Below are 13365 nucleotides of genomic sequence, written 5' to 3'. Positions count from 1 at the left end.
CTAATTAGATTGGTTGAAGTGCCTGGTGTTGGTAAAAATAGTAGCAAAAAGCAGAGTTTTCTATCTTAGAATGGACCGTTTTTAGCCCCCGAAGTGTTATCTTTACAGAGAATTCTTTGCCTTATCGCTGAGAGATTTTACAATGAGAGAAGATTATTTAAAAGGTTCTGCCGATCACCTTTCACCCACCGAAAAGGAGTTTGACAAGGCCTTGAGGCCTCTGGAGTTCGGTGACTTTACCGGCCAGGAAAAGGTGGTGGAAAACCTGAAGGTGTTTGTGGGAGCTGCCATCATGCGGGGCGAGGCCTTGGACCACGTGCTCTTGCACGGACCTCCCGGTCTGGGGAAAACCACGCTGTCGCACATCATCGCCAATGCCCTGGGTTCCAATATCAAGATTACGTCTGGCCCGGTGCTGGACAAACCCAGCGATCTGGCTGGTCTGTTGACCAATCTGGAGCGCAACGACGTGCTGTTCATTGACGAGATTCACCGCCTGAACCCTATTGTGGAGGAGTACCTGTACTCGGCCATGGAGGACTACAAGATTGATATCATGCTGGACTCAGGCCCTAATGCCCGCTCCGTGCAGATCTCGTTGAATCCCTTTACGCTCATTGGGGCCACTACGCGCTCGGGTCTGCTGACTTCGCCGCTACGGGCCCGCTTCGGGATCAATGCCCGTCTGGAGTACTATGATTCCAAGTTGTTGACCACCATTGTGCAGCGTTCTTCTGAGATTCTGGGAGCGCCTATCCACGAGGATGCCGCTTTTGAGATTGCCCGCCGGAGCCGCGGTACACCGCGTATCGCCAATAACCTGCTGCGCCGCACCCGGGACTTCGCCCAGATCAAAGGAGACGGTACCATTACCGTGGAGATTGCCAAGTTCGCTCTGAATGCCCTGGACGTAGACCAAAGCGGACTGGACGAGATGGACAAACGCATCCTGAGTACCATCATTGACAAGTTCAAAGGTGGTCCGGTGGGTATCTCTACCATCGCTACCGCCTGCGGCGAAGAGGCCGAAACCATTGAAGAGGTGTACGAGCCGTTCCTGATCCAGGAGGGTTATATTAAGCGTACCAGTCGGGGGCGTGAGGCTACCGAGGCCGCTTACCGTCACTTGGGCAAGATAGCGCCCAACCATGTGCGCAGCGGTACCTTGTTTGATCAGGCTGAGTAATGATAAGACACTCGTAGGAGCTTCACACACTACGAGGGTACAGTTCTAAAAATGTAAGTTCAAGCCTCACTGGTTTTTAAAACCTGTGAGGCTTTTGTTTTTCGGGCCTGTTTTTATTCTGTTTTCTTGATCTCGGCGATTAACTCCACTTCCAGCACCGTGTTGGGTTCCAGGAGGCGCACTACCTGTACCCACGTGGCCGCCGGGGTGTGGGTGCCGTAAAACTTCTTCCGGACCAGGTGGTGCTTAGAGGTCTCTTCCATGTTGGTGGTGTACAGATTCTCTTTCACTACGTGGGTAAAATCTAGGTTATACTGCTTCAGCGTCATCTGCAGCGTACGGTACACCTGGTCAATGGCTTTGTCCATGGGGCCGCTGGCTACCGTGCCGGAGATATACAGAAGGTTGCCGCTTCGGTAGGCCTGGGCATAGTTCCATTCCTGGTTGGGGCGGAACATCTTAGGGGCGGAGCCTGCCTGCGGCGTAGAAGCTGCCTTGTTTTCCTGGGCTTGGGCTAAAAACGCCAGCGATGCAAAAGCCAGCGTGAAGAATACTTTTTTCATGTTTTATGTTGGAATAGGAATACAGCTGCAAGTAATGGAAAAGGAACTCTGGGCAAGTATTTTTTAACGCACTTTAACACTTTGCCACCCAACAAGCCTCTGATCTGAAACAGGCAACAGGTAATTGCCCTCTAAGACAGATTTCTGTGAACAGTGCTTGGCCGACCTAAAGGAAAGGAGAAAGGTGCGTTTGAAGGCTATTTTTTGAAAATCTGGCTAAAAACACCAAAAAGGTGCGCTGGTGAAATTCTTTTCCGCCAATTTTGTTTCTAGAAGGGATCAGCCTCCAAATAAATCAAAAATCCATGTTCAATCTGGCCGTAAAACATACACAACTCATCAAGCAGAAAGCACAGGAACTGGGCTTTCTATATTGTGGTGTGTCTAAGGCAGATTTCCTGGAAGAAGAGGCTCCGCGGCTAGAGGCCTGGCTGAACCAGAACATGCACGGCCAGATGCATTACATGGCCAATCACTTTGACAAGCGCCTGGACCCACGGTTGCTGGTAGACGGGGCCAAATCAGTAGTGAGTCTGCTGCTGAACTATTACCCCGAGGAAAAGCAGGAGCAAGATACCTTCCAGATTTCCAAGTACGCGTACGGGCAGGACTACCACTTCGTGATCAAAGACAAGCTCAAAACCCTGTTCAATTACATACAGGAAGAGATTGGCGAAGTGGGCGGGCGCGTGTTTGTGGACTCCGCCCCGGTCATGGATAAGGTGTGGGCGAAGAAAAGCGGTTTGGGCTGGGTGGGCAAGAATAGCAACCTCATCAGGCCCGGCGTGGGCAGTTTCTTTTTCATCGCGGAGCTGATTCTGGACCTGGAACTGGAACCCGATGGCCCCATCAAAGATTACTGCGGTACCTGCACCAAATGCATGGATGCCTGCCCTACAGACGCTATCTCGCAACCGTACGTGGTAGACGGCAGCAAATGTATCTCTTATTTCACCATTGAGTTGAAAGACCAGTTTCCGCAGGAGGTAGAGGGGAAGTTTGGGAACTGGGTGTTTGGCTGTGATATCTGCCAGGATGTGTGCCCGTGGAACCGGTTCAGTAAACCGCATCAGGAGCCGGCTTTTAGCCCACATCCAGAGTTGCTCCACCTCTCAACCAGTGATTGGATGGAGCTCACTCAGGAAGTGTTCAGTGATATTTTCAGGAAATCAGCCGTAAAACGCACCGGTTTTGCGGGGCTTACCCGTAACCTGCGCTTTGTGGCGAACGAGCCGGCCTCTTTAGGCAGCCATCACGTTCCCGAAGACCTTGTCTAAGATGCTGGTGTAGGAGCCAGAAAAATGCTTGTAGCACCATTCGCGTAGGGTTTCCAACTCACTCCTAACCAGCATGCGCATGCTTTTCCGGAGCTCTTTCTCAAACAAGCCTGAGTCAAAGCTAACCTTATCTAAAATTAATTTTACGTACTCTAACATGACTATTTAAAGGATATAGGTGAGTGTGTGTTGTGTCAAAGGATTGATATATACGCAAAATCTATATTTTAGATAAGTGTTTTTATACTGAATTTTTAATATTATTAAATAAAGAAAGACAATCTGTTAAGATTGCCTTTCTTGTTAAGTATGAAGAAGTTACGCAATAAACGGAGTGACAATTGTATTAACCTGTGCTACGGTGAGCGGTTCATCAAAAGCCTCTGAAGCAGCGTTGGCGTCTATGGTGATTCCTCCAAAAGTGCCCGTAATGGTAACTCCGCCCTGGGAGATGTTGTCCTCTCCGTCGTAGATTCCCTGGAACTCGGGTGGCAATCCGCCCCGGTCTTTCATGGTGATCCACGGTTTCAGGTTAGCAACACCGTTGGCCATGTCGCGGCGCATGCGGCGGAGGTGAGCCGCATGGCGGGCCTCTACTGAGTGAATCTGTAAGGCGGCCTGCAACACGGTGTCATTGCTGATGAGGGCCGGGGCGGCTCCTTTATAGGCCCGCACGCCGGTGTCTTCAAAGGCCTGGGCTACAGCCAGCATAGTGCCGTAATCAGTAAAGGTGGCATTGCCCAGCAAGCCTTTGGCGGTCCAGTCAAAGTTGGCATCGGTGTAGGTGGTGGGGGCGGCACCGCCCAACCCTGTAATGGCCTGGCGCAGGAAGTTAACGTGGTCTTCCTCGTGATCCCGGATCACGCCAAAGGCCGTTTTGCCCGCCGCCGAAGGGAAGATATTGGTGTCAGCGGCCCGTTTATAGAAATAGTACTCCAGGTTCTCCAGTTTCAGGGCAAACTCCAGCACATCTCTGATGGAGGTGGTATTTTGCCCATAGGCTTTGTTCAGCATAGAACCGAAGGCCAACGGAATGGCAGCGGCCACCAGTTTTTTGCCGAAGCCCCCAAAATGCTTGAAAACCTCGCGGCGGGGATCCAGGCGGTCAAATACTTCCGGATCTACTTTCTCTACTTCTTTTAGTATGTTGAAGATATTCATGGCTTCTGATTGATTAAGTGGTGGGCAGATTGCTTCCGTTGATAATTTCCTTGACAAAAGGCTGGGCGGCGGCCAGAACCTGGGCGGGCGTGAGGGCTACATCCAGGCCGTTGGCGTCTACAATGTTACCGGCGGTGATACCGGCGGGGCCGCTGGCAAAGGTGCCGTTCTCAATCATATCCCTGATCTCGGCGGCATGGCGTGCCTCTACTGAGACAATTTTACCAGCTATGCCCAGGAAAGTGGCATTGGTCAGCAGTTTGCCGGCGCCGTTGTAAGCGGCTACGCCCAGGTCCTCAAAGGTTTTGGCTGTAGCCAGAATAGAAGCGCGGCTGGATAAGGCGTCGGCCGGAAGGTTAGGGGTTAGGTTGGGGATGATCTGGCTGGCGGCCGCCGACGTGATAGCGGCTTTGAAAAACTCGCGGTGCGCGATCTCGTGGTTGCGGATATCGGTTAACACCTGTCTTTCGGCGGCGCTGGTAAAAAGGGTATTGAAGTTAGGCAACGCGACTACCGCGGTGTAAAAGGCGGCTTCCAGTTGCTCCAGGGCATAGGCATAGTTCAGGACACCTACATCGCCGGAGCCAAGGTTTACGCCTCCGGTCATGTTATCGGTGCTTTCGTCGTCATCGTCGCAACCGGCAAGCAGCAGCGCCGAGGCAGCTACGCCTGCTCCAGTGTACCGGAGAAAAGAACGGCGATTCAATGGGTTGCTCAATCCCTGGAGTAGGTCTTGCCCAGGAACTGAAGGGGTGTTTTTGGCCATAGTTTTTAAAATTGAATGTGAAACAAAACCCGCCCTGGAAACCCGAAAGCTGCCAGCGCGATTTGTTCCGCCTTCCCTTTTCCGGCGGAATCAGGGAGACCTACGACGGGGTATATTCCACCGGATTTCAGCGGATGAAAAAAAACTGATTTTTTGAATTATTTTGACGGATTGCCGTCTTTGGGCGTTAGTGAATGGGGCCCTTCGCGGGTTATTCGTACTTTTGAAGGAAAATAAGAAAACGGTTTTAAGGCCGTTTTGGAAGAAATAGATGAAAAATGCGGTCGTACTCTTTCTGTGGATGATGTTTGGGGCGTTCCTGGCCCAGGCACAGGAGCACACCATTGAGTACGGGCCCACGTCCATTCCCATTGATCAATATTTCACTATTTCATTAAAGTCGCCCAACACCCGTCCTGCCAAGGTAGAAGGATTCCCCGAGATTGAAGGGCTGCAGAAAAGTACCCAGAAATCGTTTACCACCACCATTACCCGGGGAACGAAGGTGTCTAAGGTGTACACGCTCACGCAGCAGTACGCCCCCTTGAAGGAAGGAGAATTCACCGTAAAGCCGTTTACCCTTACCGTAGATGGAAAACCCGTGCAGGGAGCGGGTATGAAGGGAAGGGTAGGCGCCCTCCCACCCCCAGCAGGAAGCAAACCCAATGATACGGTGCCCGCCACTACTCCCGGAACCCCCGCTGCGCCAGAGTTTGTGGAGGTAAAAGAAAATGCCTTTCTCACGTTACACCTGCCCAAGACGCGGGTGTTTGCCGGTGAAGCGGTTCCTGTCTCCCTCTGGTTTTATGTAGCAGATTCAGACCTGGGCCTGCTGGATTTCTATGAATTCAATTCCCAGATAGGTACCATCATTCAGCAATTAAAGCAGCGGAGCACGCTGGAGGAAGTGGTACAGCAAGAGGAGATTCTACCCGAGAAAATCAAAATTGGGGAAAAGCCTTTCACCCGCTACAAACTGTATGAGGCCATTTTGTTCCCCATCACGTCGCAGCCGCTCAAGTTCCCGGCAGTAGGTCTGAAGATGATCAAGTACAAGGTGGCCAGGAATCCTTCGCTGCTCACCCAGAACCGCTTGCCGGAGTATAAAACCTACACTACCCAATTAAAGGAGGTGACCGTGCGCAGCCTGCCACCGCACCCTTTGCGTGACCAGGTACCCGTGGGCGTGTACCGTCTGGAGGAGCAGGTGTCGCGCAACAGCATCTCCCTGAACCAGAATCTGGTGTATCTTTTCAAGGTGGTGGGCGAGGGAAACATCAGGACCCTGGCCGCTCCGCAAAGCATTGGGATATCCAGCGAACTGGAAATCTACACCCCTGAGATTCGGCAATACCTGGAGGTGAACCAAGGCCGCCTGACGGGCAGCAAGACCTTCCGCTATTTCATTGTGGGCCGACAGGCAGGTCAGTTTCCGTTGCACGAACTCTTCCAGTGGGTGTATTTCAATCCCGTAACTGCCCGGTACGATACCCTCAGACCAGCCATTTCTGTGCGGGTACGGGGACAGGAAGACCAAAATAGTTTCATAAGGGAGCAAGATGTGGGCGAATTTTACAATATTGCCGATACAGAAAGCAACCAGCTCGTCAGCTTAGACCAGTTCAAAGAGGTGCGCCTGTATACTAACATAGTGTTGGCGGTGCTGTTTGGCGGGGCTTTGTTTATTTTCATACTAAGAAGGAAATGAGTAACACATATGGATCCATTTTCCGGATCACCACTTTTGGAGAATCGCACGGTACGGCCGTGGGCGTGATCATTGACGGTTGCCCAGCCGGTTTACCCATCACGGTGGAGGAGATTCAGGCCGCTTTGGATCGTCGTCGGCCCGGCCAGTCCAAGATCACCACGCCCCGCGACGAGAAAGATCAGGTGCAGATTCTCTCGGGTATCTTCAACGGACACACGCAGGGTACCCCCATCGCGCTGGCGGTTTTCAATAAAGACCAGGCCAGCCATGATTACTCGCACATAGAAAAGGCTTACCGCCCCTCGCACGCAGACTATACTTACACCGCCAAGTACGGCTCCCGCGATCATAGAGGCGGGGGCAGAAGCTCGGCCCGCGAAACGCTGGCCCGCGTAGCGGCTGGGGTTATGGCGCAGAAGTTCTTGGCCTTGCAAGGAATCCAGATTACCGCTTATGTGTCGCAGGTGGGGCCTATCCACGCTCCCGCTGATTATAGCCAGCTTGATCTGAGCCAGGTAGATAGCAACATCGTGCGGTGCCCACACCCCGAGACCGCCCAGGCCATGATCCAGCTCATTGAGGAAACCCGCGATAAATTAGATACCATTGGCGGCGTGGTTTCCTGCGTGATCAAAGGCGTACCGGCGGGCTTAGGCGAGCCCGTTTTCGATAAACTGCACGCGGAACTGGGCAAGGCCATGCTGAGCATCAACGCCGTGAAAGGCTTTGAGTACGGCAGCGGCTTTGAAGGCGTGAGCATGTACGGCTCCCAGCACAACGATGTCTTTTACACCGATGCAGAAGGCAACGTGAAAACCCGCACCAACCACTCCGGCGGTATCCAGGGCGGCATCTCTAACGGGCAGGACATTTATTTCAAAGTAGCATTCAAGCCGGTAGCCACCATTCTGCAGCCCCAAACCAGCATTGATCAATCTGGCCAGGAGATCACCCTGCAAGGCAAAGGTCGGCATGACCCCTGCGTGTTGCCTCGGGCGGTGCCCATTGTAGATGCCATGGCGGCGCTGGTGCTGGCGGATTTTGTGCTGCGGCAACGTACGAATAGAATAGACTAGAAGTGTGTTTCGGGCCTGTTTTTTGGAAAACAGGCCCGAAATGTTTTATGAAAGTTTCTTACTTGCAGCGGCGGGTGAAGATGATGTTCTTAGGATTTGTAGTCTGCCGTTGCTGGCGTAGCGGCGGCTGATCCAGTGACTCATAAGCAGCTCTTTCCATAGGTAGCTTTCTGCGCTCACGGCCGCGGGGCCCCGTCTTCCGCGCTCGCGCTGTACCAGCTTCCTTTGCTCCCTGGCGGTCGCAATGCCTAGCGGCACTGGAACCTGCTAAGGCGCTCGCCCGAAAGACTGGAATAAGAGAAAGTAGTAGAAGCAGAAGCAGTAATGATTGAATCGTGTGATGGTGGAACCGTAGAGACAAGGCACTGCCTTGTCTCCTGCACGCATTGCCCTCATCATGGTTCAAGTCTGTGACTTGGACCTATAATGGTGGCAGTTTGTAACTGCCCTGAGGCGCTAGCCTCAAATGCACGATTGCTGATCCGCTGGCGCGAGCCTCCGGCTCGTGTCCGCACGCATTCCACAGAGACAGTCATACCAAGCAACAGAACCTTTTCACTCAGAACAAAACCTTCATCACGAAATAACTGCTCTTGCAACTCTTTCTCTCATCTTAGAATTATAAAACCGAAAAGGGGCTGTTTTCCGGAAAACAGCCCCTTTTCGGTTTGCTCAAATAATATGCAGCTACAGAATCTCAATGGCCCATACCAAGGCTAAAACGGGTAGCAGGTAGACCAGAGAGTACTTGAACATGTATTGGAAGAAGGGAGGCATATTGATGCCGGCTTGCTCGGCAATGGCTTTCACCATGAAATTGGGGCCGTTCCCAATGTAGGTCATCGCCCCGAAGAGTACGGCGCCAATGGAAATCGCTTCCAGAACCAGCAAGGTTTCCGGGGTTTGGCCCAGCCCGAAAGCGAAGTTGTGGACCTGCGTGGTATCGGCGTAGTTCAGGTGGTACTTCGCCATGCCCAGGGATAGGAAGTTGGCGTAGGTGGGGGCGTTGTCCAGCACGCCGGAGAGCGAGCCGGTCACCCAGTAGAACACCGAAGGCGTTAGCTTGGCGGCAAACTCAGGGGAGGAAGCCAGCTCGGCGGATAGTTGCAAAGCAGGCATCATGGTGAAGAAAATCCCGAAGAACAGGAACACCACTTCCATGATAGGGTCAAACGAGAAATGGTTACCGTTCAATGCCGTACGGCTGGCGAATTTAAAGCACAGCAGGGCGGCTGTCAGCTGAACCAGTTCTCGTACAAAAGAAACCTTGATGCCTCCTTCCATTGGAATGTAAGGTAACCAGTCAAAGGACGCCGGATTCAGGAACGTAGCGCCAATAATCACCGCTAGCCAGAGGATGTTGCGTTTACCGGTAAAGAAGAACTCTGTTTTGGCTTCGTTTCGTTCTTTTACGTCTGCCTTGGGCACAAAACCCACTTTATTACGGCTATCTAAGACAAAGAAAATGAGGCACAGGGAACCTATTGCAATAAGCCAGGGAGTAAAGAGGTGCTGCAGTGTCCAGAAGAACGGAACGCCCTTCAGGAACCCGATGAACAAGGGCGGATCACCCAAAGGAGTCAGCATACCGCCCGCGTTGCTCACAATGAAAATGAAAAAGACGATTTGGTAGGGCTTAATGCGGTGGTTGTTCAGCCTGATGAACGGCCTGATGAGCAGGAGAGAGGCCCCGGTAGTTCCAATGACGTTTGCGATGATCGCGCCAAAAACCAAAATGCCCACGTTGATGAGAGGGGTGGCGTTGGCGTTGGCGTTGATGTAAATGCCGCCGGCAGCTATGTACAGAGAGCTGAGCAGAATAGCAAAGGAAGCGTACTCGGCCAGGGTCTCGGCGGGAAGGTGATGGTCATGCAGCACAAATAAGTAATAGGCCAATACCAGCAGGCCCAGGCCCACGGAGATAGTTTTGAACTGTTTGTGCCAGAAATGGGGGAAGAAGATGGGGCCAGTGGCAATTAAACCGATGAGTAAGGCGAAAGGAGCAATCAGGAAACCAGGAACAGCCGGCGGATTAGCTGACAAAAGGAGGAACGCATTGAGCATAGGCGCGGGGTATGGTGAACGATGTAGATGGCTAAAGGTACGGCTTTTGCTGGAATGGGGCCTCGATTTGGGCCTCTTTTGCCCAAACCCGCCGCAAAACACCAGGAGGTGGTACCCACAAAGTAACTATCACGTATCGGAATTTCTCTTTACTTTTGGAAACTTAAACTCTTGACCGTAAGTTTTTACTATAAATAAGAAGATAGCCATGACTGATAATACAACAAAGCCGGTATCTGTGTACGCCGAGGCGAACCCTAACCCGGAGTCAATGAAATTTGTTCTGAACTCAACCTTGCTGGGCGAGGGCGGAAGCGTGGATTATCCAACCGTGGAAAGCGCCGTTGATTCTCCATTTGCGCAGGAACTGTTCAACTTTGACTATGTGTCTCGGGTATTCATCGCGAGCAACTTTGTGACCATCACTAAAAATACGCCGGTTCAGTGGGCGCACCTGATTCCTGAACTCAGAACTTTCATTAAGTCGTACGTAGAAGCGGGTGGACCTATTTTCCTGGGAACTCCGGTGACAACCAGCGCGGCTTCTGCATCGGCTGAAGTTCCCGCTGACCTTTCTGCCGAAGACGCGGAAATTTCTCAGAAAGTGATTGACCTGCTGGAGAACTATGTGCGTCCGGCGGTAGAGCAAGACGGCGGTAACATCACGTTCCGTTCTTACAAAGAGGGTGTGGTAACCGTGAACCTGCAAGGCTCTTGCAGCGGCTGTCCTTCTGCTACGGTAACTCTGAAAGCCGGTATTGAAAACCTGCTGAAGCGCATGGTGCCAGAAGTACAGGAAGTGGTTGCCGAAGGCGTAGTGCTGTAACTAGAAAGCGTTTAATTTTTATATAAAAGGCTCTGGTAAACTTTTACCAGGGCCTTTTTCTTTTCTAAGAGGTAAGGCAAAGGCACCGCCAGCCAACGAATCTGTTTTGGGTCTTCTTTGCTCAAAGTAGCCTTAAAACAGAAGCAGAAACTGGCCTTTGTAGTAGAACGAAAGCAAGCTTTTGCTTTAAATTTTTAAGCTCTTTCTGCTTTATCACCAGTTTTTCTTACTTTCAAAGCTGACCAAATCATCAAAAATGTCAGCACCTGGTTCTAAGCACCCTAAAGGGTTATATTACTTGTTTTTGGCGGAGATGTGGGAACGCTTCGGCTATTACCTCATGATCGGGATTTTCTTCCTGTACATGATTGATACCCAAAGCGGTGGGCTAGCCATGCCCAAAGACCAAGCCTCCGACATCTACGGTACTTTCATTGCGCTTGTCTTTTTAACTCCCTTCATTGGCGGTCTCCTGGCCGATCGGTTGCTGGGTTATCGCTTGTCCATCACCATTGGCGGGGTCCTGATGGGCCTGGGCTACTGCGGTCTTGCTTTGCCCGGCGAAACGTTCTTCTTTTTGTCTCTGGCGCTCATCATCATTGGCAACGGATTCTTCAAGGCCAACATTTCCACGCTGCTGGGGAATCTCTATTCAGAACCGCAGTACCTGCCGCAGAAAGATGCCGGGTACAACATCTTCTACATGGGCATTAACGTGGGCGCGTTCATCTGCAACTTTGTGGCGGCGTACCTGCGCAATACCTACGGTTGGGGTTTCGCGTTCCTGGCAGCCGGTATCGGCATGTTCATCGGGTTGATTATTTTCTGGGTGGGCAACAAAACGCACAGCGCCTATGACATCCGCAAGCCGGCCCAGCCGCATGACATGCCGCTCTGGAAAGTGTTCGGGATTGTGATTGTGCCGGCCGTAGTAGTAGGTATTTTGAGTTGGGTTCTGATTCCCGGTGATGTGTTCGGGTCAGATTCTACCGATGCCTTCATCTTCGGGTCTATTCCGATTATCCTGTTCTACGTGAGCCTGTGGGCCCGCGCCACCGCTGAGGACAAGAAGCCTATTGCCGCGCTGCTGTCCATCTTTGCCGTGGTAATTGTGTTCTGGGGCGTGTTCAAGCAGAACGGAACCGCGCTCACCACCTGGGCCGAGTACTACACCGATCGAGGTTTGCCCGAGTGGCTGGAGAAACCGGCGCAATCATTGGGCATGGTGCAGACCGTGGACGCCGCACCCACCACTGTCCCAGACTTTGACGCCGCTTTCCGGACCCGCACCGATGCCGAGGGGAAAGTAATCACCAAACAGGGCGTAGAGCCTTACCTGAACAACCTGCCTCAGGAGAAATGGCCACAGGAAGACCGTCCGTTGTCTTTGATTTCCACGGAGCTGTTTCAGTCCATCAACCCGTTCTTCGTAATCACCTTAACGCCGTTGGTGGTGGCGTTTTGGGGCTTTATGCGCAGAAGGGGCAAAGAACCCAGCACGCCGGCTAAAATGGCGTGGGGGCTGTTTATCACCGGCCTTTCCACGCTGGTGATGGTGGGAGCCGTTTGGGCGGGCGGCAACGGCCAGGATAAAGTTTCCAGTCTGTGGTTGGTAGGCACCTATTTTGTGGTGACCATTGGAGAGCTATGCCTCAGCCCGATGGGGCTTTCACTGGTATCAAAGGTGAGTCCGCCGCGTTTGACGGCCCTGCTGATGGGCGGCTGGTTTATCGCCACTTCCATCGGGAACAAGCTTTCTGGTATTCTGGCCAGCATGTGGGACAAGTATGATGACAAGTCTTACTTCTTCTGGGTGAACTTCGCGGTGACCGTGTCGGCGGCTTTGGTGTTGGTGCTCATGCTCAAGTGGTTGCGCCGCATTATGGAGAAGCCCGCAGTTTAGCTCTAAGGAGACGTTCAGATGAACGTCTGCCAACTGTAAAAAAATTGCCCTCTTCAGATACTCCTTTTAGTTTGGCAAGAAGTGTCTGAAGAGGGCAATTATTGTTTATGGGGCGTTGTAGGTTATTCAGGGCAAGCTTTTGTCTACCCTAAGCTACCAGTTTGAACCATGTTTCAGCCCAAAGGCAAGGCTTTTCTGGTTTTTGCCTCATTTCAGGAAAATATCCCGTATTAGTTCGACATCTGTTCATCCCGATTATCGCGTATACTGCTGCAAAATTGGGAAGCAATGGAAGAGCAGAGACAAGAACCAGGGCATCACATGGCCCAGATAGTGCAGCGGAACATTCAGGCTTTGTTGGAGCGCCGCGAGGTAGAGAAAAAGAACCGTACCTCCAAAGACCGTATTGCCGATGCCATTACCAAGTTTACCGGCAGCATGCTGTTTGTGTACTTGCACCTGGCTTTGTTCGGGACCTGGATTGTCTGGAACCTGGGATGGCTGGGACTTCCGCCGTTTGATGAGTCTTTTGTGGTGCTGGCTATGTTCGCCTCGGTAGAGGCCATTTTCCTGTCCACGTTTGTGCTCATCAGCCAGAACAGGTCCAGCGAACAGGCCGATAAACGTGCAGACCTGGATCTGCAGGTAAGCCTGTTGGCTGAACATGAAGTGACTCGTCTCATTACGCTGGTGACCGCCATCGCCAAGAAACTGGAGATTGAGGAATCACACGACCCCGAGATGGACGAACTGGCTAAAGACGTTCACCCCGAGAAAGTGTTGGATACCATGGAGCGGCACCAGGAGGCAATAGACAAAAAGAAGTAAGTTC

The 13365-nt window shown here is 52.1% G+C and carries 12 protein-coding genes; 7 read left to right on the top strand and 5 right to left on the bottom strand.

Features of this window, described 5'->3' with window-relative positions:
• Positions 1-142: 142 nt before the first annotated feature.
• A complete protein-coding gene (ruvB, locus tag JT719_RS08920; RefSeq protein WP_207432560.1) occupies positions 143-1186 on the top strand; it encodes a Holliday junction branch migration DNA helicase RuvB in 1044 nt (347 codons plus the stop codon).
• 113 nt (positions 1187-1299) lie between these two features.
• Here the strand turns inward: ruvB and JT719_RS08915 are convergent, their stop codons facing one another.
• Positions 1300-1749 carry a RidA family protein gene (locus JT719_RS08915; RefSeq protein WP_207432558.1) on the bottom strand — a complete coding sequence of 150 codons (450 nt, stop codon included), beginning with the start codon at positions 1747-1749 and terminating at the stop codon, positions 1300-1302.
• Positions 1750-2054: 305 nt separating this feature from the next.
• On the opposite strand from JT719_RS08915, the gene queG reads away from it, so the two are divergent.
• The gene (gene queG / locus JT719_RS08910) at positions 2055-3026 is read left to right on the top strand and encodes a tRNA epoxyqueuosine(34) reductase QueG (protein ID WP_207432556.1); all 972 of its coding nucleotides are present in this window, start codon (positions 2055-2057) and stop codon (positions 3024-3026) included.
• On the opposite strand, the gene JT719_RS08905 is transcribed toward queG, so the two are convergent.
• The 3 genes from JT719_RS08905 to JT719_RS08895 all read right to left on the bottom strand — a co-directional run bounded on the left by JT719_RS08905 (position 2991) and on the right by JT719_RS08895 (position 4953).
• On the bottom strand, positions 2991-3185 hold the full coding sequence (locus JT719_RS08905) for a hypothetical protein (RefSeq protein ID WP_207432555.1): 195 nt from the start codon (positions 3183-3185) through the stop codon (positions 2991-2993). The two genes, queG and JT719_RS08905, sit on opposite strands and share 36 nt — an antisense overlap.
• A gap of 159 nt (positions 3186-3344) precedes the next feature.
• Positions 3345-4187, bottom strand: coding sequence for a ferritin-like domain-containing protein (locus JT719_RS08900; protein ID WP_207432554.1), 843 nt, complete (start codon positions 4185-4187; stop codon positions 3345-3347).
• 13 nt (positions 4188-4200) lie between these two features.
• Complete coding sequence (locus JT719_RS08895; RefSeq protein WP_207432553.1) at positions 4201-4953, bottom strand: ferritin-like domain-containing protein; 753 nt, start codon at positions 4951-4953, stop codon at positions 4201-4203.
• A 271-nt stretch (positions 4954-5224) separates the two neighbouring features.
• On the opposite strand from JT719_RS08895, the gene JT719_RS08890 reads away from it, so the two are divergent.
• Positions 5225-6661 (top strand): BatD family protein, encoded by a 1437-nt coding sequence (locus tag JT719_RS08890; protein ID WP_207432552.1) that lies wholly within the window; start codon positions 5225-5227, stop codon positions 6659-6661.
• Positions 6658-7740 carry a chorismate synthase gene (gene aroC / locus JT719_RS08885; RefSeq protein ID WP_207432551.1) on the top strand — a complete coding sequence of 361 codons (1083 nt, stop codon included), beginning with the start codon at positions 6658-6660 and terminating at the stop codon, positions 7738-7740. The genes JT719_RS08890 and aroC overlap by 4 nt, the downstream gene beginning before the upstream one ends.
• 687 nt (positions 7741-8427) lie before the next feature.
• Here the strand turns inward: aroC and JT719_RS08880 are convergent.
• On the bottom strand, positions 8428-9804 hold the full coding sequence (locus tag JT719_RS08880; protein WP_207432549.1) for a sodium:proton antiporter: 1377 nt from the start codon (positions 9802-9804) through the stop codon (positions 8428-8430).
• Between the two features lie 208 nt (positions 9805-10012).
• Here JT719_RS08880 and JT719_RS08875 point away from each other — a divergent pair, with 208 nt between their 5' ends.
• From JT719_RS08875 to JT719_RS08865, 3 genes are all read left to right on the top strand, one after another.
• The gene (locus tag JT719_RS08875) at positions 10013-10630 is read left to right on the top strand and encodes a NifU family protein (protein ID WP_207432547.1); all 618 of its coding nucleotides are present in this window, start codon (positions 10013-10015) and stop codon (positions 10628-10630) included.
• Positions 10631-10886: 256 nt separating this feature from the next.
• Positions 10887-12533 carry a peptide MFS transporter gene (locus tag JT719_RS08870; protein WP_207432545.1) on the top strand — a complete coding sequence of 549 codons (1647 nt, stop codon included), beginning with the start codon at positions 10887-10889 and terminating at the stop codon, positions 12531-12533.
• A 321-nt stretch (positions 12534-12854) separates the two neighbouring features.
• Positions 12855-13361: a DUF1003 domain-containing protein gene (locus tag JT719_RS08865; protein WP_242693111.1), complete on the top strand. Its 507-nt coding sequence runs from the start codon at positions 12855-12857 to the stop codon at positions 13359-13361.
• The last annotated feature ends 4 nt before the right edge of the window (positions 13362-13365 follow it).

Origin of the sequence: Sabulibacter ruber (genome assembly GCF_017355955.1) — a bacterium.
Classification (GTDB): domain Bacteria; phylum Bacteroidota; class Bacteroidia; order Cytophagales; family Hymenobacteraceae; genus Nibribacter; species Nibribacter ruber_A.
The sequence above is the reverse complement of the archived record's forward strand: the minus strand, read 5'-3'. Positions and strand labels throughout refer to the sequence as shown.